The 22,480-nt window shown below is 71.2% G+C and carries 18 protein-coding genes and 1 tRNA gene; 8 read left to right on the forward strand and 11 right to left on the reverse strand.

Translation table 11 applies throughout. From position 1 onward, the window contains the following. Positions 1 to 176: 176 nt before the first annotated feature. Positions 177 to 251, forward strand: a tRNA-Gly gene (locus GGD88_RS08130). Positions 252 to 343: 92 nt separating this feature from the next. Here the strand turns inward: GGD88_RS08130 and GGD88_RS08135 are convergent. Together GGD88_RS08135 and GGD88_RS08140 are read right to left on the reverse strand one after the other, a co-directional pair. Next, on the reverse strand, positions 344 to 1,261 hold the full coding sequence (locus tag GGD88_RS08135; RefSeq protein WP_184433976.1) for a nickel/cobalt efflux transporter: 918 nt from the start codon (positions 1,259 to 1,261) through the stop codon (positions 344 to 346). A gap of 18 nt (positions 1,262 to 1,279) precedes the next feature. Continuing rightward, on the reverse strand, positions 1,280 to 1,567 hold the full coding sequence (locus tag GGD88_RS08140; RefSeq protein ID WP_184433978.1) for a metal-sensing transcriptional repressor: 288 nt from the start codon (positions 1,565 to 1,567) through the stop codon (positions 1,280 to 1,282). Between the two features lie 331 nt (positions 1,568 to 1,898). On the opposite strand from GGD88_RS08140, the gene GGD88_RS08145 reads away from it, so the two are divergent. The 5 genes from GGD88_RS08145 to GGD88_RS08165 all read left to right on the forward strand — a co-directional run bounded on the left by GGD88_RS08145 (position 1,899) and on the right by GGD88_RS08165 (position 6,545). Further along, positions 1,899 to 2,393: a transposase gene (locus tag GGD88_RS08145; RefSeq protein WP_184433982.1), complete on the forward strand. Its 495-nt coding sequence runs from the start codon at positions 1,899 to 1,901 to the stop codon at positions 2,391 to 2,393. A gap of 15 nt (positions 2,394 to 2,408) precedes the next feature. Next, entirely contained in the window at positions 2,409 to 2,729 is a 321-nt protein-coding gene (locus tag GGD88_RS08150) for a hypothetical protein (protein WP_184433984.1), read from the forward strand. Between the two features lie 63 nt (positions 2,730 to 2,792). Then, the gene (locus GGD88_RS08155; RefSeq protein WP_184433986.1) at positions 2,793 to 3,581 is read left to right on the forward strand and encodes a DUF4198 domain-containing protein; all 789 of its coding nucleotides are present in this window, start codon (positions 2,793 to 2,795) and stop codon (positions 3,579 to 3,581) included. 118 nt (positions 3,582 to 3,699) lie between these two features. Continuing rightward, positions 3,700 to 6,267, forward strand: coding sequence for a ferrous iron transport protein B (feoB, locus tag GGD88_RS08160; protein WP_184433988.1), 2,568 nt, complete (start codon positions 3,700 to 3,702; stop codon positions 6,265 to 6,267). After that, complete coding sequence (locus GGD88_RS08165; RefSeq protein WP_184433990.1) at positions 6,264 to 6,545, forward strand: hypothetical protein; 282 nt, start codon at positions 6,264 to 6,266, stop codon at positions 6,543 to 6,545. The genes feoB and GGD88_RS08165 overlap by 4 nt, the downstream gene beginning before the upstream one ends. A gap of 95 nt (positions 6,546 to 6,640) precedes the next feature. Here the strand turns inward: GGD88_RS08165 and GGD88_RS08170 are convergent, their stop codons facing one another. The 6 genes from GGD88_RS08170 to GGD88_RS08195 form a co-directional block, all read right to left on the reverse strand. Continuing rightward, positions 6,641 to 6,991: a rubredoxin gene (locus GGD88_RS08170; RefSeq protein ID WP_184433992.1), complete on the reverse strand. Its 351-nt coding sequence runs from the start codon at positions 6,989 to 6,991 to the stop codon at positions 6,641 to 6,643. Between the two features lie 65 nt (positions 6,992 to 7,056). Next, the gene (locus GGD88_RS08175; RefSeq protein WP_184433994.1) at positions 7,057 to 9,141 is read right to left on the reverse strand and encodes a PhoX family protein; all 2,085 of its coding nucleotides are present in this window, start codon (positions 9,139 to 9,141) and stop codon (positions 7,057 to 7,059) included. Between the two features lie 282 nt (positions 9,142 to 9,423). Continuing rightward, the gene (locus GGD88_RS08180; RefSeq protein ID WP_184433996.1) at positions 9,424 to 12,780 is read right to left on the reverse strand and encodes a PAS domain-containing protein; all 3,357 of its coding nucleotides are present in this window, start codon (positions 12,778 to 12,780) and stop codon (positions 9,424 to 9,426) included. A 557-nt stretch (positions 12,781 to 13,337) separates the two neighbouring features. After that, positions 13,338 to 14,186: an S-formylglutathione hydrolase gene (gene fghA / locus GGD88_RS08185; protein WP_343056311.1), complete on the reverse strand. Its 849-nt coding sequence runs from the start codon at positions 14,184 to 14,186 to the stop codon at positions 13,338 to 13,340. Between the two features lie 688 nt (positions 14,187 to 14,874). After that, complete coding sequence (locus tag GGD88_RS08190) at positions 14,875 to 15,984, reverse strand: S-(hydroxymethyl)glutathione dehydrogenase/class III alcohol dehydrogenase (RefSeq protein ID WP_184434001.1); 1,110 nt, start codon at positions 15,982 to 15,984, stop codon at positions 14,875 to 14,877. A 120-nt stretch (positions 15,985 to 16,104) separates the two neighbouring features. Then, a complete protein-coding gene (locus GGD88_RS08195) occupies positions 16,105 to 18,156 on the reverse strand; it encodes a transglycosylase domain-containing protein (protein ID WP_184434004.1) in 2,052 nt (683 codons plus the stop codon). A gap of 404 nt (positions 18,157 to 18,560) precedes the next feature. Between GGD88_RS08195 and GGD88_RS08200 the strand changes: the two genes are divergently transcribed. After that, a complete protein-coding gene (locus GGD88_RS08200) occupies positions 18,561 to 18,773 on the forward strand; it encodes a ribbon-helix-helix protein, CopG family (protein WP_343056312.1) in 213 nt (70 codons plus the stop codon). Positions 18,774 to 18,841: 68 nt separating this feature from the next. Here the strand turns inward: GGD88_RS08200 and GGD88_RS08205 are convergent, their stop codons facing one another. Further along, a complete protein-coding gene (locus GGD88_RS08205) occupies positions 18,842 to 19,594 on the reverse strand; it encodes an SDR family NAD(P)-dependent oxidoreductase (RefSeq protein WP_184434007.1) in 753 nt (250 codons plus the stop codon). Between the two features lie 563 nt (positions 19,595 to 20,157). Here GGD88_RS08205 and GGD88_RS08210 point away from each other — a divergent pair. Then, on the forward strand, positions 20,158 to 20,508 hold the full coding sequence (locus tag GGD88_RS08210; protein WP_184434009.1) for a hypothetical protein: 351 nt from the start codon (positions 20,158 to 20,160) through the stop codon (positions 20,506 to 20,508). Positions 20,509 to 20,514: 6 nt separating this feature from the next. Here the strand turns inward: GGD88_RS08210 and GGD88_RS08215 are convergent, their stop codons facing one another. Together GGD88_RS08215 and GGD88_RS08220 are read right to left on the reverse strand one after the other, a co-directional pair. Further along, positions 20,515 to 21,387: a 3-hydroxybutyryl-CoA dehydrogenase gene (locus GGD88_RS08215; protein ID WP_184434011.1), complete on the reverse strand. Its 873-nt coding sequence runs from the start codon at positions 21,385 to 21,387 to the stop codon at positions 20,515 to 20,517. 157 nt (positions 21,388 to 21,544) lie between these two features. Next, on the reverse strand, positions 21,545 to 22,480 hold the full coding sequence (locus GGD88_RS08220; protein WP_184434013.1) for an electron transfer flavoprotein subunit alpha/FixB family protein: 936 nt from the start codon (positions 22,478 to 22,480) through the stop codon (positions 21,545 to 21,547).

Genomic DNA, 22,480 nt, shown 5'->3' on the forward strand with positions numbered 1-22,480 from the left:
CCATCGCGCCTTGAACGGCCTGACCCCGCTCGCGTACCTTCAAAACGCTCTCAAGGAGCCTTCTCCAGAGTCTCAGGCAGCCTGAACCCATACACCGCAAACGCCGCGCTTGCCGTGGGCCGCGCGCCTGCGTATAAACGGGGGTCCGGCCCGGGGTCAGACCCGCCCGGTGCGCTGCGGGTGTAGTTCAGTGGTAGAACGACAGCTTCCCAAGCTGTATGTCGTGGGTTCGATTCCCATCACCCGCTCCAGACTTCTCCATACTTCTCCATACCGAATCAGACACTTACGGCCCCTCCACGGGGCCGTTTTCGTCTGCGGCCGGCGCGCCGCGGTGCGCCGCTCAACCCGCGGGGGCGGTGGGAAGGTGCGTCCAGCCGACCCCGATCATCGCGACCCCGACGACGGCGATCAGGCCGGCCGACACATAGGGGGCCCGGGCCAGCAGCCGATCGAGCCGTCGCGTCCGGCGCGACACGGTGCGGACCCCCAGCGCCGCCACCACGCCGGCAAGCACGAGGGTGACGGCGAGGCCACCGCTGAACGCCCCGACCAGGCCGACGCCGAGCCAGAAGCGGTCCAGGTGCAGGCACAGGATCAGCACCGTGATGGCGGCGGAACAGGGGATCAGGCCGCCGGTCAGGCCGAACAGCACGGTCTGGGTGTGGGTGGTGCGCCCGGGGCCGGCGGTGCCGATTCGCGCCTCGATCTCGCGGGCGTGGGCGGCGGCGTGCGCATCCTCATATGACCCCTCCCGGGGGAGGGGATGCCCCGGGCCATCCAAAGGCGCCTGCGTGTGGTCGTGTGGATGGTCATGCGTGTGCCCATGCAGGGCGGGGTGGCCCTGCGCCGGCGCCGGCACGCCCGCGACCGCCGGACCGGGCGCGGGTGCGGCCGCGGCGGCGGACGTCCGGCGGTGTATCGCGCGCCGTGCCTGCCACACCATCCAGGCGGCGATGACCAGCACGATCACGCCGGAGGCCATCAGGAACCACGGCTCCAGCGCCTCGCCGATCATCTCCTCGCCGAAGCGCAGCGCCAGCAGCGCCAGGATCCAGACGATCAGGGTGTGCGACACCGCGGCGGACAGGCCGAGCAGGACCGCCTGGCCCACGGTGCCGCGCACGGCGATGATGAAGGCCGCCATCATCGTCTTGGAGTGCCCCGGCTCCAGCCCGTGCAGCGCGCCCAGCGCCAGCGCCGTCGCGGCCAGCAGCACCGGTTGTCCGCTGCCCTCGGCAATCGCCGTCGTCAAATCCATGGCTGCCCTCCCGTGCGGCTACAGATAGCGCGAGATGTCCTTGAACTCCGCCAGGACCGCCTTGGCCTCGGGGCCGTCGCGCAGCACGCCGTCCAGGCAGTGGTCGATGTGGTCGCGGATGAACACCTGCTTGGCCTGGCGCACCGCCGCCTCGACCGCGGCGAGCTGCTGCGCCACGTCGACGCAGGGCCGCTCCTCCTCGATCATGGCGCTGATCTTGCGCAGGTGGCCCTCGGCGCGGCGCAGGCGCTTGACGATGTCGGCGTGCGTGGCGTGCACGGCCGGGGCGCTGTCTTCGCGGGGCATGGCGGCTCCGATCGGGACGGGGTCATGTCCCATGAACCTATCCCCCCGGAGGGGATGGCGTCAAACCCGAGCTCCCCGTGCTCGCGAGCCGGATGGCCGCGCCGACGCTCTATCCCGCCTGGTGACCCATTTTTCCACTCGGGTTTCGCGGGCAGGGCCGGGACTCAGCCGCTAAGTGTTTGGAACAGGAGTGAAAACCGGCGCCGGGCGGGGCCGCGGACCGGGATGCTGTTGATGTTGCGAGTAGTTCGCAATTCGAATACCGTACAAAACATAGGGCCTCCGGACTGACCGGGCCGCCCCGTGTTCCACCGTCCGCGAGATTCGCCGCATGTCTGCCGCCGCCGCCCGCCTTCCGGACTCTCCCGCCGCGCCGCCCCGGCCCCGGACGCGCCCCGCGCGCCGCGACGCCGAGGACCGGCTGGAGGCCCTGCGCTGGCCGCGGCGCGGTCCGGTCTGCCCGCACTGCGGGTCGCGCCATGCCTACCGCATGGTCTGCGTCCGGTCAGGCGGCGTCCGGTTCAAGTGCGCGCGCTGCCGCAAGCCGTTCTCGGCCCGGCGCGGCACCGTGATGGAACGCTCCAACGTCGACACCGCCACCTGGTTGCGGGTGATGGCGCTGTACCTGGACGACAGCGGGCGCGGCTTGCCCGTCCGCGTCCAGAAGCTGTGCGGCGTCAGCTACAAGACCGCCTGGTCCATGGTGCGCCGCCTGGACGCGGCCCCCGACGATCCGGTGCTGGCCGCGCTGCGCCGCGAGCGGGGATCGGCGCCGGCACCGGCTCCGGGCTGTGCGTCCCGCCCCTTCCACCACCGACTGCCGTGAGAAAAGGACAATCCCATGCTTCGATCCGCTTCCGCTTTCGCCCTCGGCACGGCCTTGCTGCTGGCGCCCGCCGGGGCCGCGATGGCCCATACTCCGCTGTTTTCCTGCTACGACAATGGCGACGGCACCGTGCTGTGCGAGGCCGGCTTCTCCGACGGTTCGTCCGCCTCCGGCGTGGCGGTGCGGGTGCTCGACGCCGATGGCGGCGTCCTCACCGACAGCCAGATGGACGCCAACAGCGAATTCACCTTCGAGATGCCGGAGGGCGACTACAGCGTGTTGTTCGATGCCGGCGAGGGTCATCAGATCACCGTCCCGGCCGCCGAGATCTTCTGAATCCCATCCTGAGTCCAATTCTGGGTCCGAGACCCGTTCGACCGAGAGAGAGGAGACCCCCGCATGTCCCGCACCGTGCTGGCGGCGGCCGCCGCCGTAATGCTGTCGGCCGCCCCCGCCCTGGCGCATTTCCAGCTCGCCTACACGCCCGACGTGAACCTCGACCGACCCGGCGAGGTGCCGATGAAGTTCTTCTTCTGGCACCCGATGGACAATGGCCATGCCATGGACATGGGGACGCCGGAGGACCTGTCGGTCTACTTCAAGGGCGAGAAGATCGACCTGACCGACGCCCTCGCGCCCGTCACGTTCCAGGCCGCCGAAAACGAGGCCCAGGGTTTCGAGGCGGCGATTCCGGTCAAGCGCAACGGCGACTACATCGTGGCCTTCACGCCGGCGCCGTACTACGAAGAGAGCGAGGACATTTACATTCAGCAGATCACCAAGAGCGTTCTCAACAAGGGCGGCATTCCCACGGGCTGGAACGAGCCGGTCGGGCTGCCGACCGAGATCGTGCCGCTCAACAAGCCGACCAACGTGATCGCCGGGTCCACCTTCTCGGGTGTCGTGCTGTCGGACGGCGAGCCGGTCGCCGGCGCCGAAATCGAGATCGAGTACATGACCGCGCCGATCGACATGGACACCAATCGCCCGACCGAGCCGACCGTTGGCGGGATGCCGGGCGGGGCGCTGGTGGCGATCACCGACGCCAACGGCGTGTTCACCTTCGGCATCCCGAAGGCCGGCTTCTGGGGCTTCGCCGCGCTCGGCTCGGGTCCCGCGACGGAGCATGACGGCAAGGAGCTGTCCCAGGACGCCGTCCTGTGGGTGCGGGCCTACGACCTGAAGTAGCCCCGGCGCCGGCGGCGGATCCCGGTCCGCCGCCGCCCGAGGGCATGATGATGATGGGGGGCGGGGTGTGGTCGCGACACCATCCCCCCATCGCGCGTCGTTTCCTGAGAGGTCCGTGATGCCCGATCCGTCCCCGTCGTCCCCGTCACCGGCCGTCGGCCCGCCGCCGACGCGCATCCGCGTGGCGCTGGCCGGGCAGCCCAACTGCGGCAAGTCCACGCTGTTCAACGCCCTGACCGGGGTGCAACAGCACATCGCCAACTACCCCGGGGTGACGGTCGACAAGAAGAGCGGGGTCTACCGCGACGACGGGCTGACGGTCGAGGTCGTCGACCTGCCCGGGACCTACAGCCTGACCGCGTTCTCGCTGGAGGAACGGGTGGCGCGCCGGTTCCTGCGCGAGGCGCAGCCGGACGTTCTGGTCAACGTGGTCGATGCCACCACGCTGCGGCGCGGCCTCTACCTGACCTTCCAGCTCCTCGAACTGGGCTTCCCGGTCGTCGTGGCCCTGACCATGACCGACGTGGCCGACCGGCGCGGCCTGACCATCGACACCGCGCTGTTGTCGCAGCGCCTCAACGCGCCGGTGGTGCCGGTGGTCGGCAACACGGGGCGCGGCCGGGAGGATCTGCGCGCCGCCATCCGCGACACCGCGCGGCGCCGCGCGGAGGCCGTCCCCGCGACCCTGAACTACGGCGATCTGGAAGAGCCGGTCGCGGACCTGCATGCCCGCCTCGCCGCGCTGCCGGGGGTCACGCAGGCCGTCTCGCCCCGTTGGCTGGCGGTCAAGCTGCTGGAGGGCGACGCGGAGGCGCCCGGGGTGCTGCGCCAGTACGCCACCAATGTGCACGGTTTGCTCGACCGCGCCGAACGTGCCGCCGCGGCCTTCGAGGCCCGTGCCGGCCTGAGCGTGTCGGACCACGTCGCCGGCTGCCGCGACCATCTGGCCGGCGACATCGTGGCGACCACCACCCGCCAGGCGGACACCGGCCGGGTGCCGCTGACCGAGCGGATCGACCGCGTGTTGCTCAACCGCTGGCTGGCGCCGGCGTTCCTGGTGCTGACGGTCTGGGTGATCTACCAGCTTTCGATCGTCCAGGGCTACGAACTGACCAAGGTGACGTGGCCTCTGCTGGCCGGATTCCGCGACCTGGCGTCGGACGCCTTGCCGGCGGCCGGCTTCCTGCACGACCCCATGCTGCGGTCGATGGGGCTGTGGATGGTGGATTCGGCCAACGCCCTGCTGAACTACGTGCCGATCTTCCTGATCCTGTTCGCGTTGATCGCGATCCTGGAAGACAGCGGCTACATGGCCCGCATTGCCTTCATCCTGGACCGCATCCTGCACCGCTTCGGGCTGCACGGACAGTCGACGCTGCCCTACATCCTGGGTGGGGTGTTCGCCGGCGGCTGCGCCGTGCCGGGGGTGATGGCGACCAAGGGCATTCCGGACCAGCGCGCCCGGATGGCCACCATCCTGACCGTGCCGTTCATGAACTGCCTGGCCAAGGTGCCGCTCTACACCCTGCTGATTTCCATCTATTTTCCGGACACTAAGGGCCTCATTCTGTTCTACCTGTCCACCATCACGGTGATCTTTGCCCTGCTGGTGGCCAAGCTGCTGTCGGTGTCGGTGCTGCGCCACATGGAGACGGCACCGTTTGTCATGGAACTGCCGCACTATCATCGGCCGACCGTGGTCGGCGTGCTGCGCCGCTCCGTCGACCGCACCTGGCTGTACATCAAGAAGGTGGGCACGGTGGTGGTGGCGGTCGCCACCGTGGTGTTCGTGCTGCTGCAGTTCCCCGGGCTGGCGCCGGACCGGCAGGCGCATTACCACGCCCGCGCCGAAGCGGCGATCACGGACTTCCGCGTCGCCCTGGCCGGCAACCCGCTGGCCGCCGCGGTGGCGGACCAGGAGGACCTGACCCGGCTGGTGAACCTGTACACCGATTACCGCAGCGACCGCATGCGGGTGACCAGCCGCGAGGCGGCCGAGGCTCTCGATGCCCGCGTCACCGAGGCCCATCCCGAGCTGGCGCCGTTCGTGGTGCGCTCGCGCGATCCCGACGCCCGCGCCGCCCAGCGCGCCCTGCGCGATCTGGCGACGACGCGCAAGGAACTGCGCCGCGAGATGAAGGACGAACGCATCGTCAACAGCGCGCTCGGCCAGTTCGGCAAGCTGCTGGAGCCGGTGACGCAGTACGCCAACTTCGACTGGAAGATCAACGTGGCGCTGTTCAGCTCCTTCGCCGCTCGCGAAAGCAGTGTCGCCACCCTGGGCGTGCTGTTCGATCAGCCGGAGGGCGAGAACGCCACCCTGGAGGAGCGCATGGGCGCCGAGCAGAAGGCGGCCGGCTACACCGCGCTGACGGCGGTGGCGCTGATGCTGTTCTTCGCGCTGTATCCACCGTGCCTGGCGACCACCATCGTGATCCGGGTGCAGACTCAGTCCTATGCCTGGATGGCCTTCGCCATCGTCTTCCCGACCACGCTGGCACTGGCGGTGGCGAGCCTGACCTACACCACGGGCACGCTCCTGAACCTGAGCGGCCTGGAGATGATGACGGCGGTCTACGTCACCGCGCTGGCCCTGCTGCTTCTGGTGGGGTTGTTCAAGCCGCCGTTCGGGCGGACGCTGCCGGTGCCGGGCTACCGGCCGGAGCCGAAGGGAGCCGCAGAATGAGCCAGGACCCCACCGTGACGGACACCGCCCCCACAACCGTGACCACACCCGTCCCCACGACCGCCGCCGATCCGGCGCCGCCGGCGGTCGACCTGAGCGAGGAGGCCGTCGCCGGCGGGCTGGAGCTGCTGCTGGTGGGGGGGCTGGTGGCGGTCGCGCTGCTGTACCTGTGGCGCACCTGGTTCGGCCGCAAGCGGTCACCCTGTTCCAGTTGCGCCTCCGGCAAGACCTGCGCGGTCGCGCGTCAGGCCGAAGCCCTCCGCCGCGACCGGGGGTAGGGCGCGGCGGCGATCGGCTCTGAAACCAGCAGATTGCGCCGATTCACGCTCGAAATCGGCCCCACCCCGGTGGTTCCGATGTCGAGCGATCGGCGCTAGCTTTCCTTGACGAACCAGCGTTTGGTGGCGCCGCAGATCGGGCAGCGCCAGGTGTCGGGCAGGTCCTCGAAGGCGGTTCCCGGCGGGATCGGGTGGTCGCCCATGATGTTGTCGGGATCGCCCTTGGCCGGGTCGTAGTAGTACGGGTCACATTCGTTGTAGGTGCACCGCCAGATCTGCGTGCGCGGATCGTACGCGGCCTCGGCGGCCTCGGCGGCCTTGGTGGCCGTGCGGGCGCGCGCCGGGCGGGGTCCGGGCAGGGTCGCGCCCACGAGGCCGAGCAGGGCGGCCGGCCCGGCCCGCAGCAGGCCGCGGCGGCTGGTCGAGGGGGCGGGCAGGGTGGTCATGATGTCCCTCCGTGCGCATCGGTCAGGATCACGGGCCGGGGTCGTATCCCGGCCCGTGATCGCTGTCAGCCGATGGCGCCGCCGCCGGTCTTGACGATCACCTGCACCGCCGGACGCGGCGGCAGGCTGTCATCGAAGTCCGGCCAGCGGGTCGAGGGATTGTCGAACGTGCTGTCCTTCTCGTCGGCCGGATGCTGGACGGCGGCGAAGTAGGCCGAGTCGTCCGGCGTGAACTCCGGTCCGCACAGCTCGGCGCCGCGCGGGCAGGCGTAGAAGCGCCGGGTCAGGGCGCGGCCCGGGCCGGACACGTCCGCCGCCCACACGCCGTCGGCGATGCCGCTCTTGGGGCCGCCGTCGGTGGCGATCCAGATGCGGCCCTTGCTGTCGAAGGCCACGTTGTCCGGGCAGGACAGCCAGCCGTCGGGGCCGACATCGCCGCCGTAGCGGGCGCCGTCCTCGGGCTTGGACGGATCGCCGGCCATCAGGAAGATATCCCAGGTGAAGGTGTCGGCGGCATGATCGGCGTTGGCGCCGTCGCCGTCGGCGGCGGTGCCCGGCGGGATGATCTCCACCACGTGGCCGTGCCGGTTGGCGGCGCGGGTGTTGACCGCGTTGAGCTGGTCGTCCTTGCGCTTGGTGTTGTTGGTCATCAGCGCATAGATGACGCCGTTGACCGGGTTCGGCTCGACGTCCTCGGGCCGGTCCATCGGGGTGGCGCCCAGCAGGTCGGCGGCCTTGCGCACGTCGATCATGACGTCGCCCTGGTCGTTGAAGCCGTTGTCCGGGGTCAGCGGCCCCTGACCGAACACCAGCGGCAGCCAGTCCAGGGTGCCGTCGTCGTTGAAGCGCGCCACCGACAGCGTGCCCTCGTCGAGCAGGTCCATGTTGGCGGCGCGGTCGTCGGGGTTGAAGGTCCCGGCGGTGACAAAGCGGTAGACGTACTCGAAGCGCTGATCGTCGCCGGCGTAGACGACGACATGGCCGTCCTTGTTGACCACGGTGGTGGCGCCTTCGTGCTTGAAGCGGCCCAGGGTGGTGCGCTTCTTCGGCACGCTGTTGGGGTCGTAGGGGTCGTACTCGACCATCCAGCCGAAGCGGTTGGCCTCGTTGGGCTCCTTCTCGACGTCGAAGCGGTCGTGGAACTTGCCCCAGGCGTAGCGGCCGCCGCCGACGCCCAGGCGCTTGTAGTTCTCGGCCTCGGCGGTCTGCTCCACGTCGCCCATGAAGTAGCCGTGGAAGTTCTCCTCGGCGAACAGGATGGTGCCCCACGGCGTCTTGCCGCCGGCGCAGTTGTTCACCGTGCCGATCACCTTGGTGCCGGTGGCGTCGGCACTGGTCTTCAGGCGGTCGGAGCCGGCGGCCGGGCCGGTGATCGCGAAGTCCGTGCTCAGCGCGGTGAAGCGGCGGTTCAGCGGGCTGTCCGGGACCACGCGCCAGGTGGTGCCGTCGCGCCGGATCTCGATCACGGCGTGGCCGTGGGCGGCCATCTCGATGTCGACCTGATCCTTGGTCAGCTTGTCGATCTCGCCGTCGCCGATGCCCGGGAACATCAGGTGCGGGTTGGTGTACTCGTGGTTGACGCACAGCAGCCCGTGGTCCGAATTGTCGGAGCCGACCGGCAGCGGCATGAAGGCCACGAAGTCGTTGTTGTAGCCGAACTGCTGGGCCTGGGCCGCGGCGCTCTGCTTGAGCGGGTCGAAGTCCGGCGCGCCGGCCACCACCGGGTCGCCCCAGCGGATCAGGGTCTGGATCTCGTAGCCGTCGGCAACGTGGCTGGTCTCGTCGTAGCCGTGCGGCAGCGGCGGGAAGGTCAGCGTGCTTGCGCTCTCGGCGGCGCGGGCGGAGGCCGGGGCCAGGGCGGTGCCGACGGCACCGGCGCCGGCGGCCAGCGCGGCGGAGGCGGCGGCGCCCTTCATCAGGCCGCGCCGGCTCAGGGTCTTGCCGCTGAACAGGCTGGCGGCCACGACGGCGGCACCGGCACCGCCCAGGGCGGTGGTGGCGGCCAGGCCGGCCGGGGTGCCGACCTGGGCCAGGCGCGCGGCCAGCAGGGCGTCGAACGACGGTGCGGTCGAGCGATTCAGGGCGACGTCGTCGTCGCCGTCCACCCGGGTGCTCCAGGCGGAGCGGGTGCTTTCGGGGGTGTGGCTCATGGGGTGTCTTCCTCCGGTACAGGTGATCCGCCCCGGGGCGTGGTCGCGGCGCGGCGCGGTTCGCTCCCAGGCGAGACCCTGGAGCCGGAGGATAGGCGACCGCCCGAAAACCCTCTATGCCTTAGAGTTGAATGTTTTTTGACGCTCTGTTTACGGTTTTCTTACCCTGCGCGGATCGCGATCCGCGCGACGACCGACAGGGTCTCGCCGCGCCGCCAGGGTCCCCCGCCCTCGCGGTCGGCGGTGTCTGGCACGCCGACGCGCCGCCATCGGCCCGCCCGGTCAGGGGGCGGGCGGCTCCCTCATGGGGAACGAGACCGTGAACACGCTGCCGACGCCCGGCGTGCTGGCGAGGCGCACCGTACCGCCGTGCATCTCCGCCAGCGAGCGCACCAGGGCGAGCCCGAGGCCGGTTCCCTCGATGCGCCGCATCTCGGCGTCGGCGGCGCGGGCGAACGGCTCGAACAGGCGGGTCTGATCGGCCGGCGCGATGCCGATGCCGGTGTCCGCGACCGCCAGGTCGATGCCGCCGTCGGCGCCCGGCCCGGCCGAGACCGTGATCTGACCCCCGCGCGGGGTGAACTTGATCGCGTTGGTCAGAAGGTTGAAGACGATCTGGCGGACCGCCAGGTCGTCAGCGACCAGCGGCGGCAGCCCGGGGGCGAGGTCGCGGTAAAGGGTCAGGCCCTGGGTGGCGGCGCGGTGCTCGACCAGGTGCAGCGTGCCCGAGATCAACTCCGCGAGGTCCAGGGTCGCCAGCGTCAGGTCGCGGCGTCCGGCCTCGATCTTGGCCAGGTCCATGAGACCGTCGATCAGGTCAATCAGATGCGTGCCGCTGGCGTGGATGTCGGCGGCGTATTCCCGATAGGTCGGTGAGCCGACCGGTCCCAGCATCTCGTCCTTCATCATCTCGGAGAAGCCGAGGATGGCGTTCAGCGGTGTCCGCAACTCGTGGCTCATGGCGGCGATGAACTGGGACTTGGCCTGGTTGGTCTGCTCGGCGGAGATGCGGGCTTCGACCAGGGACTGCTCGGCGCGCTTGCGCATGTCGATGTCGGTGACGGTGCCGATGGCGCGGGTGGCGCGGCCGGCGCCGTCCCAGGCCACCGGCTTGCCGCAGGCCTGCACCCACATCCAGGCGCCGTCGCCGCGGAGCAGGCGGTATTCGACGTCCATCGGCCGGCCCGCGCGCAACCCCTCGTGGACGATCGGCAGCACGCGCGCCCGGTCGTCCGGGTGCACCATGTCCTCCCAGAACGCCAGCGAGGGCGAGAAGGTGTCGGAGGGGTAGCCAAGCAGCGTGAAGCAGCGCGGGCTCCAGTCCAGCTCGCCGGTCACCATGTCCCAGTCCCAGATGCCGTCGTCGGCGGCCTCCAGGGCGAGACGCAGCTTCTCCTCGTTGCGGGCGAGGGCATCCTCGGCCCGCTTGATCGCCGTGATGTCCTGCATGGTGCCATGAACGACGTGTCCGGCCGGTCCGGGCACGGGCTCCGGTTCACCCTGCATGCGGACCCAGGCGTCCGGCTGGTCCGGACGGTGCAGGCGCAGCAGCAGATCGTAGGGCGTGCCGTCCCGGACGGCGGCGTCGATGACGCCCCGCAGCAGGGTCAGGTCCGTCGGGTCATACAGGCGCTCTAGGTCGCCGCGGTCCGGGGGACCCTGGTCGGGATCGCGGCCGTGAATGCGGAACACCTCCGCGGACCACACCGGCACCCCGACGGCCGGATCGAAGCTCCAGTTGCCGACCCGCGCGATGCGCTGCGCGCGTTCCAGGTCGGCCACGGTGGCGGCCAGGGACTGACGCGCCTGCACCAGGTCGGTGACGTCGCGCGCGACCTCGACGACCCCTTCCAGGGCGCCGGTCTCGTCGAACGCCGGGAAGGCCCGCAACGCGAAGGTGCGGCCACCCGGGGTGGAGATCTCCGACTCGCAGGGCTGGCGGGTGCGGAAGCTCTTCAGCACTGGGCAGTCCGGGCAGGGCGCGGTCTGCTCCTCCCAGATCTCGTAGCAGTGCCGGCCGATCATCGCCCGCGTGGTCTGGTCGGCGGCGTCCGCCGCGGCCGCGTTGGTCCACGAGATGCGCAGGTCGTCGGCGGCGAAGAAGGTGACCAGATCGGAGATGCTCGACAGGATGCGGGCCTTCTCCCGCTCGCTGGCGCGCAGCGCCCGTTCCGCCGCCATGCGGTCGGTGACGTCGTGGATGATGGAGAACAGCAGGGTGCGGCCCTCCAGCTCCAGCGGCGTCGAATTCACGCTGACGTCCCGGATCTCGCCCGAGGCGAGCCGGTGGCGGAAGCTGAAGGCGTTGCACTGCCGCAGGGCGGCGCGCTGGCAGTGGCGATCGACCTCGCCCGGCGGCAGCGTGTTCAGCGCGTGAATGCGCATGGCGCGCAGGCGGTCGTTCGGATAGCCGTAGAAGCGGCTTGCCGCCGGATTGGCCTGGACGATGGCGCCGGACGTCGGGTCGATCAGCAGCATGATGGCGCTGGAGCCGTCGAACAGGCCCTTGTACAGCCGGCGGCTGCGCCGCAGCGCCTCGCCCTCGCGCACCTGGGCGGTGACGTCGCGCGTCACCCCGATGAACCCGCTGGGCGCGCCGGTGGCCGGGTCCTTCATCGCCCGGCTGGTGGTCTCCACCCAGACGTAGCGCCCGTCGCCGTGCCGGGCCCGATAGCGGAAGGTGCCCGGCGCGCCGTCGGTCAGGATCAGGGTGCGGGCGTGGTTCAGGCACGCCGCATCGTCCGGGTGCGACAGGTCGCCCGGCGTGCGGCCCACGATGTCGGCCGGGTCGTGTCCGAGCACGGGGTGCGCCGCCGGCGAGGCGAAGGTGCACACGCCGTCCAGGTCGTGGGTGGTGATCAGATCGCTGGCGTTGGCCGCCAGGAGCCGGTAGCGCTGCTCGCTGTCGCGCAGGGCCTGGGTCGCCAGCTCCCGGTCCGTGGCGTCAACGGTGGCGACCAGAACCCCGTTCACCATCCCGCGATCGTCCCGGATCGGCTGCATCAGCACGTCCCAGTAGGTCACCTCCTGGTCGTCGTCACCGTGGGGCTGGCGCGGCCGCCCCCGCGAGCGCACCGGCACGCCGGTCTCCAGGACATCGCGCAGGGTGGCGCTCAGCGCGTGGTCGGTGTTGACATCGGCGTAGGCCTGCCCCTCGAAGGCCCAGCGGGGCAGGCCGAGCTTGCCGGCGTAGACGTCGTTGACGCGCAGGAACCGGCCCTGGCGGTCCAGGAACGCCAGGCCCACCAGTGATTGTTCGAACACCCGGTCGAGCAGGCCCGCCATCTCCGGCGACTCGGCACAGGACGCGGCGGGGTCGGCCACCTCGCGCAGCGTGGTATGGACGCCCACGCAACGGCCGTCGGCGGTGACCGGATCGGAGCAGACGGTGACGCAGGCGCCCTCGGGCCCCGGCAGCCGATGGGTGCGCGTCACCGGCCGGCCGGTGCGCAGCACCGCGCGATCGTCGGCGTGGAGGGCGTCGGCGACCGCCCCCGGGAACAGGTCATGGTCGGTCGCCCCGACCACGTCCGCGGGCGCCCACCCCACCAGGCGGGCCAGGGCGGGGTTGGCGAAGCGCACCGTCAGCGTCTCGTCCTTGATCCAGGTCGCGACCGGCGCGGTGTTCACGGCCTGCACCAGCCAGGACTCGGCGTCGCCTGGCGGGCCGGACTGGAGGGCGGGGCGGCCGTCGAGCCGCTGTGTGTCTGCGCCCAGAGATTCGTCAGGGATCGTCCGTGTCCTCCTGTGCGCGTCCGCGTCTCATACGGGCCGGCCTTAATCCTGACGGATCAGGAGCACGGCCGTACGCAGCCCCCGACGCCCTTAGCGCGCCGACCAACACAGCGGCGCCGCGCAGCGATGCCAGGGGCCCACCGGCCGGCCAGCCGGCCGAAAGGTCACGTCTTGCGCCGGCCGGTCTCATGGCGCCATCGGTCGCGAGCCGGCCCGCCTCGGGAGGAAGACATCCCGTGCCGCGGGACCGGCCCCGGCGGGAGAATTGTAATCAGATCATCATAGGGGATGGGCAAAAGGGTGTCTTTAAGGCATCGGACATACGCCTCTTGGACTGCACCCGCACCGGCTCGCGCAATAAAAGATGATTTCTTGCCGAGGGCTGTCTGGTTTCGTTGTATGCGCCCAGATCACTTGTCGCAAAGGCCGGAGCGCTTCGCCGGTTCACGAGGCGCCCGCCCTCAGCCGGCCAGCGCCGCGGCGTGATGCGCGATGTGCTCGCCGATGAACGTGGCGACGAAAAAATAGCTGTGGTCGTAGCCGGGCTGCATCCGCAGCGTGATCGGCACGCCGGCCGTCCGCGCCGCGTCCGCGAACACCTCCGGGGTGAGCTGGGTGCCCAGAAAGGTGTCCGCGTCGCCCTGGTCGATCAGGATCGGCCCGCGCCACTCGCTGCCGCCGACCAGCGCGGTGGCGTCGTAGGCGGCCCACAGCGCGCGCTCTTCGCCCAGGTAGCCGGTGAAGGCCTTCTGGCCCCACGGCACCCGCGACGGGGTGACGATCGGCGCGAAGGCCGAGACCGAGCGGTAGCGGTCCGGGTTGCGCAACGCGATCACCAGGGCGCCGTGCCCGCCCATGGAATGGCCGCTCACGCCCTGGCGCGCCGGGTCCATTGGGAAGTGCGCGGCCACCAGCGCGGGCAACTCCCCGGTCACGTAGCTGTACATGCGGTAATGCCGCGCCCAGGGCTGCACCGTGGCATCGACGTAGAAGCCGGCGCCACTGCCGAAGTCGTAGGCTGCGTGCTCCTCCGGCAGATCGAGGCCGCGCGGGCTGGTATCGGGGGCCACCAGCATCAGGCCGTGCTCGGCTGCATACCGCTGGGCGCCGGCCTTGATCGTGAAGTTCTCCTCGGTGCAGGTCAGCCCCGACAGCCACCACAGCACCGGCACGCGTGCCCCCGGCTCCAGCGCCTGGGGCGGCCGGTAGAGGGCAAAGCGCATGGGGGTGCCGGTTTCGCGCGAGGGGTGCTGGTAGATCCCCTGGATGCCGCCGAAGCACTTGTTTTCGGAAAGGGTTTCGAGAGTCACGGGATCCTCGCTTGGGTCGGCGGTGGAAGAGGGAACTCGTCTTGCGCCCTCTCTTCTTGCGCCCATGCTCCTGCGTGGGCGTCCTTTGTCTACTTGCGCCCACGCTCCTGCGTGGGCGCCTGGGGGGCAGCGCGCCGGGTCCCACGCGGGAGCGTGGGACCGAGAAGGACATTTTCTCGCGCCCCCGCTCCTGCGGGGGCGCCGGGTCCCACGCGGGAGCGTGGGACCCAGACATGGGATCTCGCGCCCCCGCTCCCGCGGGGGCGCCGGGTCCCACGCGGGAGCGTGGGACCCAGACATGGGATCTCGCGCCTCCGCTCCTGCGGGGGCGCGGGGTCCCACGCGGGAGCGTGGGACCGAGAAGGATATTTTCTTGCGCCTCCGCTCCTGCGGGGGCGCGGGGTCCCACGCGGGAGCGTGGGACTGAGAAGGATATTCTCTTGCGCCCCCGCTCCCGCGGGGGCGCGGGGTCCCACGCGGGAGCGTGGGACCCAGACATGGGATCTCGCGCCCCCGCTCCTGCGGGGGCGCCGGGCCCCACGCGGGAGCGTGGGACCCAGACATGGGATCTTGCGCCCCCGCTCCTGCGGGGGCGCCGGGCCCCACGCGGGAGCGTGGGACCCAGACATGGGATCTCTTCTTGCGCCCCCGCTCCCGCGGGGGCGCGGGGTCTAGAAACCGCCCCGGCTCAGAACGTGATGACCGTCCGGATCGACTGCCCCTCGTGCATCAGGTCGAAGGCCTCGTTGATACGCTCCAGCGGCAGCACGTGGGTGATGAGCGGGTCAATCTCGATCCTGCCCTTCATGTACCACTCGACGATCTTCGGCACGTCGGTGCGGCCGCGCGCGCCGCCGAAGGCGCTGCCCTTCCACACCCGCCCGGTGACGAGCTGGAACGGCCGGGTGGCGATCTCCTCGCCGGCGCCGGCCACGCCGATGATGGTCGAGACCCCCCAGCCCTTGTGGCAGCATTCCAGGGCGGCGCGCATCACCTGCACATTGCCGATGCACTCGAAGCTGTAGTCGGCGCCGCCCCCGGTCAGGTCGACCAGATGCGCCACCAGGTCGCCGTCGATCTCGTTCGGGTTCACGAAGTGGGTCATGCCGAAGCGTTCGGCCATCGCGCGCCGGGCCGGGTTGATGTCGACGCCCACGATCATGTCGGCGCCCACCAGGCGCGCGCCCTGGATCACGTTCAGGCCGATGCCGCCCAGGCCGAAGACCACGACGGTGGCGCCGGGCTCCACATGGGCGGTGTTGATGACTGCGCCGACCCCGGTCGTCACCCCGCAGCCGACGTAGCACACCCTGTCGAAGGGCGCGTCGGGGTCGATCTTGGCGACCGCGATCTCGGGCAGGACCGTATGATTGGCGAAGGTCGAGCAGCCCATGTAGTGGTGCAGCATGCGGCCGTTGAGCGAGAACCGGCTGGTGCCGTCGGGCATCAGGCCCTGGCCCTGGGTGGCGCGGATGGCCTGGCACAGGTTGGTCTTGCCGCTGAGGCAGTATGCGCACTGCCGGCATTCCGGCGTGTAGAGCGGGATGACGTGGTCACCCGGGACCACCGAGGTGACGCCGGCGCCCACCTCCAGCACCACCCCGGCGCCCTCGTGGCCCAGGATGGTGGGGAACAGGCCCTCCGGGTCGGCGCCCGACAGCGTGAAGGCGTCGGTGTGGCACACCCCGGTGGCCTTGATCTCCACCAGCACCTCGCCGGCCTTCGGTCCCTCCAGGTCCACCTCCTCGATCACCAGCGGCTGGCCGGCCTCCAGCGCGACGGCGGCACGTGTCTTCATGGTCCCGATCCTCCCTGGTCGTGGGTCTCCGACCTTGGCGGTCGGACTTGCCCCGGATGATCGGACGTTTGGCGGTCCGGGGCAACGGATGGCGTGATCCGCTTCCGCGCCGTGCATCGCTCAGGGACGCCAGCGCGCGAACAGGTCACGGAACACGGCGGCCGCCGGGCCGCCGCCGCCGAGCCCGTCCATGGGCCGGCCCTGGTCGTCGCCGATCCACACCCCGGCCAGCGCGACGCCCCCCGCGGCGGTCTCCACGAAGCCGACGAACCAGGCGTCGCGGAAGGCCTGGGTGGTGCCGGTCTTGCCGAAGACGCTGAGGCCGGCGCCCGGCGCTGGCTGCGCCGCCCGGCCGGTGCCCCGGGTGACCACCGCACGCAACATGCGCCGTATCGCTGCCTCGTGCGCCGCCGACACCACCCGCGGGGCCTCGCCCAGGGCGCGGCGTTGGTGCACCACGGCGCCGCTGCGGTCGCGGATCCGCACCACCCCGTGCGGCAGCACCGCCCGGCCGCCATTGGCGAACGGGGCATAGGCCGCGGTCATGTCCAGCGGCGAGACCTCGATGGTGCCGAGCGCCATCGACGGGTCGGTGGTGTCCACGGTGGTCAGGCCGAGTCGGCGCGCCACCCGGGCGACCCGGTCGCGCCCCGCGTGTTCGGCGATGCGCACGGCGACCGTGTTGACGGACTGCGCCAGCGCCGTGGTCAGGGTGACCGGCCCCCGGTAGCGGTTGTCATGGTTGCGCGGCGACCAGCCGCGCACGGTCACCGGCGCGTCCTCGATCACGCTGTCGGGCGTCAGGCCGGCCTCCAGCCCGGCCAGCCACACCACCGGCTTGAACGCCGAGCCGGGCTGGCGCCGGGCCTGGGCGGCGCGATTGAAGGGGCTGGCGGCCCAGTCCCGGCCGCCCACCATGGCGAGCACCGCGCCGCGGCGGTCCAGCACCACCACCGCGCCCTGGGTGGCGCCGCGGGCGCGCACGTCCGGATCGTCCAGCACCGCCGCCAACGCGGCCTCGGCCGCTGCCTGGGCCGCCGGCCGCAGGGTGGTCTCGACCACCAGGTCGCGGTCCACGGCGCCGACGTAGCCGTCGACCCGGCCGAGGACCCACGCCCCGAAGTAGCGCCCGCCGGCCCCGGCGCCGCGCGCCAGCGCCAGGGTCGGGCGCCCCTCGCGGGCGAGCCGGTCGGCGGTGGCGGCCTCCAGATAGCCGGCCTCGACCATGTTGCCCAGGACCTCGCGGGCGCGGGCATGGGCCAGGTCCGGATTGGCGGCCGGGTTGAGCCGCGACGGTGCCTTCATGAGGCCCGCCAGCACCGCCGCCTGGTAAGGGCCGACGGCGGTCGCCGGTCGGCGGAAGAAGCGCCGCGCGGCGGCGTCCATGCCGTAGGTGCCGGCCCCCAGGTAGACCCGGTTGAGATAGAGCCCGAGGATCTGGTCCTTGCTGAAGGTCGCCTCCAGCCACAGCGCCAGCAGCAGTTCCTGCACCTTGCGCCGCAGGGTCCGGTCGTGGCTCAGGAACAGGGTCTTGGCGACCTGCTGGGTGATGGTGCTGCCGCCCTGGACCACCGCGCCGGCGCGCAGGTTGACCACGATGGCGCGGGCGATGCCGAACGGGTCGACGCCCCAGTGATGGTAGAAGCGGCGGTCCTCGGTGGCCAGAACGGCCTGGATCAGTGCCGGCGGCAGCGTCGCCACCGTCACCGTCTCGCCGTGCACCTCGCCGGCCACCGCCAGCGGCGTGCCGTCGTCCGCCAGCACGGTGATGCCCGCCGGCCGGACCCGCGTCGCGGCCTCGCGCACGTCGGGCAGGTCGTAGGCGTACCAGCCCACCAGCAGCGCCAGCGCGACCGCCGTCCAGATCGTGCCGACCAGCGTCCATGAGGTCAGGCGCCACAGTCGTGACGGCCAGCCGCGCCGGCGGGCCGGTGCGCGGCGGCCCCGGGCGGTCCGCGCCGCCGGCTTGGCCGGCGGCGTCCGCGATCGCGCGGGCGGTGTCTTGGGCCGGGTCTTCGGGGGGCTGGCGGGTTTCCGCGCCGGGGTCTTTTTCGCGGCGGCGCGCCCGGTGGCCGCGCGGGCGGGCGCCTTGCGCGGCGATGCGGTCCGGCGCCGGCGTTGCTCGCCGCGGCGCGGTCCCCCGGACGAACCGCCTTTCGTCGTGCGTGCCATCGGGTGGTATCCAAACGGTTAGGAGCGGCCCCGCGCGTCCGCGGCCCCGACGTCCCGACGACCTGCGATTCGCTCGCATCGGTGGCGCCGCCGCGGACGGGCGCCCGACCGCGTGATGGGCCGGGTGTCCATCCGTTGTCAATATCTTGCGGCCAGCGCGCCGGACCGCGGCGCTTTCGTGTCAATATACGGGATCTGCGCCCCGATCCGCACTCCGCCTTTGCGTTCCGGGCTCAAAGGAGTCATATGCGGAAGAGGGGGCGGGGATGTCGTTCCAACCCGGACCAACCGGGGGGCTGCCAAGGGACGACGGCCAGAAGGGGGACCCGCGACCGGACGCGGGCGCCACGCGTGACGGCGCCGCGAGCCCGGGCGTTGTGCGAACCGGAGGGAGAGGACCCGCCGTGACCAAGGACGACACGCTCTCCACGTTGTTGCCGCCCGGCCTGCTGGCCCGCCTGATGGCGCTGGCCGCGCGCTCGGGCCGTCCGCCCGAGGACTGCCTGGTGCAGGCCGTGAGCGAGTATTGCGACACCTGGGAGGACTACCACCGCATGGTGGACCACCTGGTGCTGAACGAGGACGAACGGCGCACCTTGCGAGTCGTCAACGAGTAGGGCGAGTCGTCAACGAGTAGGGCGGGTCGTCGGCGATCCGGTGTCGCGTGTTCGACGCGGCGGGCGGCTCAGGCCAACAGTTGACCGCCGTTGACCTCCACCACCTGTCCGGTCACGTAGCCGCCCAGCGCCGGCGCCAGCAGCGCCAGCGCCGGACCCGCGCAATCGTCCGGCGTGCCCAACCGGCCGAGCGGGATACCCGCGCGGGTGGCCTCCAGCTTCTCGGGCGTCGAGTGCCGCTGGTGGAACGCGGTGTCGATGGTGCCGGGAGAGATGGCGTTGACCCGGATGCCCCGGGGGCCGAGTTCCTTGGCAAGCGAGCGCGTCAGCGTCGACAGGAACGCCTTGGCGGCGCTGTAGACCGAAGACCCCGGACTGCCGCCGGTGCGCGCGCTGATCGAACTGACGAACAGGATCGACGCCTGGGGGCTGGCCTCCAGGTGCGGCAGGGCGGCCTGCGTGACCTTGATCGCCTGGCGCACGTTGAGATCGAAGACGCTGTCGAGGAAGGCGTCGTCGATCGCCGCGAACGGCACCCGGTCCACCATGCCGCCGGCGTTGTTCACCACCGCATCGAGCCCGCCCAGGGCCTCCGCCGCCCAGGCCACGGTCGCGGCCGGCTCGCCCGGCGCGGTCAGGTCGGCGGGCCGGGTGACGACGGCCCCGCCGGTCTCGCGCTCCAGGGCGGCCGCCGCGTCGGCGCCGCCGTGGTATGTCGCCGCGACGCGCGCACCCGCCGCCGCCAGCCGGCGGCTGAGCGCGCCGCCGATGCCCGTCGTACCGCCGGTGACCAGAACCCGCAGGCCGCTCGCCTCCGCCATGCCGATGCCCTCCGTCCTGTGTGCGTGCCGCCGCGTGCGCCGGTCCGGCCGGTCCGGTTTCTCGCGATAATCGGCTGCGATTCATATACTTAGCGCGGATTCACGCGATCACTCGGAACGACGACGTGGTTCCGCGTGATCGCGATCCGCGCTACGGCGCCCGGGTTCGCGACCGCGCCATGATATCACCATGGTTCCGACACGGTGGAACCATCGCGCGGCTCTATCTGTTGACCTGGAACAGACGGTCGCCCGTCGGCCGTCGTTCCGAAGAGGACCCGCCGGTCACTCGGCTGCCGATCGGCGGGCTTCTGCTTCTCTCTCTCTCTCCATCACCTGGCCCGGGTCCGCCCCAGCGGAGCCGGGCCTTTTCTTGGGCGCGGAGTCTTGGGCTCTGACCGGGCCGTCACGACTGGGCCGTCACGGCTGGGCCGTCACGCGGGGGGCGGTTTTCCAGAAGACCCGACTCTGTGTATGGTGATATCGACGTCAGCCGCGACCCCAGGCGCCCGGCCTGTCACCCCCGGCCTGTCACTCGACGACCGCAAGAGGATCCCTGCCCCATGCCCGCCGCCGTCCAGCCTCCGTTCCTGCTTCTCCTGGTCGGTCCCGTGGCCGGCATCCTGACCCTGACCGGCTGGCAGGTCGGGCCGTTCTGGCTGTTCTGGACCGGAAGCACCCTGCTGCTGCTGGATCTGGCGGTCGGCGTTGCCACCGGCGCCAAGTCCCGCATTCCGGCGGTCCAGATGATCGCGGCCGGGCTGGCGATCATCACGATCAACGGACCATGGTTCGTCGCCGTCCTGGTCGGGGTGGCGATCGGCAGCCTTCTGGAGGGCCTGGGCCACATCGTCCAGCGCCTGGTGTTCCGCGGACGCGTCCCGCAGGCCCCGGACGACTCCGGCGAGGGGTGACGCCCGTCAGCGGGTGGGGATCGGGGTCTCGCCGGTGTAGTCGTAGAAGCCACGGCCGGTCTTGCGGCCCAGCCACCCGGCCTCGACGTATTTCACCAACAGCGGGCACGGCCGGTACTTGGAATCGGCGAGACCCTCGTGCAGCACCTGCATGATCGCCAGAACCGTATCCAGCCCGACGAAGTCGGCCAGTTCCAGCGGCCCCATGGGATGGTTGGCGCCCAGGCGCATGGCGGTGTCGATGGCCTCGACACCGCCCACTCCCTCGTAGAGGGTGTAGACCGCCTCGTTGATCATGGGCATCAGGATGCGGTTGACGATGAACGCCGGGAAGTCCTCGGCCGGCACCGACGTCTTGTTCAGGCGCTCGACCACGACGCGGACGAGCTGATAGGTCTCCTCGTTGGTCGCGATGCCGCGGATCAACTCGACCAGCTTCATCATCGGCACCGGGTTCATGAAGTGCATGCCGATGAACTTGCCCGGGCGGTCGGTGGAGGCGCCCAGGCGGGTGATCGAAATCGACGAGGTGTTCGACGCCAGCACGCACTCCGGCGACAGGTGCGGGCACAGGTCGCCGAGAATGCGGCGCTTGACCTGCTCGTCCTCGGTGGCGGCCTCGACCACCAGGTCGCAGTCCCCGAACTGCTCCATGCCGAGCCCGGCGACGATGTGGGCCAGGCCGGCCTCCTTGTCCGCCTCCGCGATCCAGCCCCGGCCCACCTGACGGCTCATGTTGTGGGCGATGACGCCCAGGCCGCGGTCGAGGGCCTCCTGGCTGACGTCGGTCAGCCGCACGTCGAACCCGGCCAGGGCGCACACGTGACTGATGCCGGTGCCCATCTGGCCGGCGCCGATGACGCCGATCTTTTTGATCATTGCGCGGTCCTTGTGCCTGGGGCCGGCGCGCGGGACCCGCCGGCCGTGCGGGGGGCCGTCCCCGCCCGGGCCGGATCGCCCCGCCGGGAGCGGTGCGACGGCCGTCCCGGTGCAGGGAGGGCGGGGATCGGAGAGGTCGAGGCGGGGCCGGACGCGCCTACGACGCCAGCGCGGCCTCCAGGGCCGGGACCGCCTCGAACAGGTCGGCCACCAGGCCGTAGTCCGCCACCTGGAAGATCGGGGCCTCTTCGTCCTTGTTGATGGCGACGATGACCTTGGAGTCCTTCATGCCGGCCAGGTGCTGGATGGCGCCGGAGATGCCGACCGCGATGTAGAGTTCGGGGGCGACGATCTTGCCGGTCTGGCCGACCTGGAAATCGTTGGGCGCATAGCCGGCATCGACGGCGGCGCGGCTGGCGCCGACGGCGGCGCCGAGCTGGTCGGCCAGCGTCTCGATGTGGTGGAAGTTTTCGGCCGAGCCCATGCCGCGCCCGCCGGACACGACGACGCGGGCGCTGGTCAGCTCGGGGCGTTCGGAACTGCTCAACTCCTGGCCCACGAACGACGACAGGCCGGGATCCTCGGCCGCGGCCAGATCCTCGACCGCGGCGCTGCCGTCGCCGTGGGCGGCCTTGTCGAAGGACGCGCCGCGCACGGTGATGACCTTGATGGCATCGGCGCTCTTGACCGTGGCCATGGCGTTGCCGGCGTAGATCGGGCGCACGAAGGTGTCGGCGTCCACGACCCCGGAGATGTCGGAAATCTGGGCCACGTCCAGCAGCGCGGCGACGCGGGGCAGGGTGTTCTTGCCCATGGTCACGGCCGGCGCGAGGATATGGCTGTAGTCCCGGGCGATGGTCAGGATCAGGGCCGCGAACGGCTCGGCCAGGTGGTGCGCGTACAGCGGCGAGTCGCAGCACAGCACCTTGCTCACGCCGGCGATCTTGGCGGCGTCGTCGGCGGCCGCGCGGCAGCCCTCGCCGGCCACCAGCACGGTGACGTCGCCGCCGATCTGCTGGGCGGCGGTCATGGCGGCCAGGGTGCCCTGACGGATGGCGGTGTTGTCGTGGTCGGCGATGACGAGAATGGCCAT

It is taken from the genome of Roseospira goensis (assembly GCF_014197795.1).
In the GTDB taxonomy this organism is placed as follows: Bacteria; Pseudomonadota; Alphaproteobacteria; order Rhodospirillales; family Rhodospirillaceae; genus Rhodospira; species Rhodospira goensis.

Coding starts and splice junctions, on each gene's coding strand:
- GGD88_RS08135 (WP_184433976.1), bottom strand. CDS start 1,261: ATGGATTTGACGACGGCGATTGCCGAGGGCAGCGGACAACCGGTGCTG.
- GGD88_RS08140 (WP_184433978.1), bottom strand. CDS start 1,567: ATGCCCCGCGAAGACAGCGCCCCGGCCGTGCACGCCACGCACGCCGAC.
- GGD88_RS08145 (WP_184433982.1), top strand. CDS start 1,899: ATGTCTGCCGCCGCCGCCCGCCTTCCGGACTCTCCCGCCGCGCCGCCC.
- GGD88_RS08150 (WP_184433984.1), top strand. CDS start 2,409: ATGCTTCGATCCGCTTCCGCTTTCGCCCTCGGCACGGCCTTGCTGCTG.
- GGD88_RS08155 (WP_184433986.1), top strand. CDS start 2,793: ATGTCCCGCACCGTGCTGGCGGCGGCCGCCGCCGTAATGCTGTCGGCC.
- feoB (WP_184433988.1), top strand. CDS start 3,700: ATGCCCGATCCGTCCCCGTCGTCCCCGTCACCGGCCGTCGGCCCGCCG.
- GGD88_RS08165 (WP_184433990.1), top strand. CDS start 6,264: ATGAGCCAGGACCCCACCGTGACGGACACCGCCCCCACAACCGTGACC.
- GGD88_RS08170 (WP_184433992.1), bottom strand. CDS start 6,991: ATGACCACCCTGCCCGCCCCCTCGACCAGCCGCCGCGGCCTGCTGCGG.
- GGD88_RS08175 (WP_184433994.1), bottom strand. CDS start 9,141: ATGAGCCACACCCCCGAAAGCACCCGCTCCGCCTGGAGCACCCGGGTG.
- GGD88_RS08190 (WP_184434001.1), bottom strand. CDS start 15,984: ATGAAGACACGTGCCGCCGTCGCGCTGGAGGCCGGCCAGCCGCTGGTG.
- GGD88_RS08195 (WP_184434004.1), bottom strand. CDS start 18,156: ATGGCACGCACGACGAAAGGCGGTTCGTCCGGGGGACCGCGCCGCGGC.
- GGD88_RS08205 (WP_184434007.1), bottom strand. CDS start 19,594: ATGGCGGAGGCGAGCGGCCTGCGGGTTCTGGTCACCGGCGGTACGACG.
- GGD88_RS08210 (WP_184434009.1), top strand. CDS start 20,158: ATGCCCGCCGCCGTCCAGCCTCCGTTCCTGCTTCTCCTGGTCGGTCCC.
- GGD88_RS08215 (WP_184434011.1), bottom strand. CDS start 21,387: ATGATCAAAAAGATCGGCGTCATCGGCGCCGGCCAGATGGGCACCGGC.
- GGD88_RS08220 (WP_184434013.1), bottom strand. CDS start 22,480: ATGGCCATTCTCGTCATCGCCGACCACGACAACACCGCCATCCGTCAG.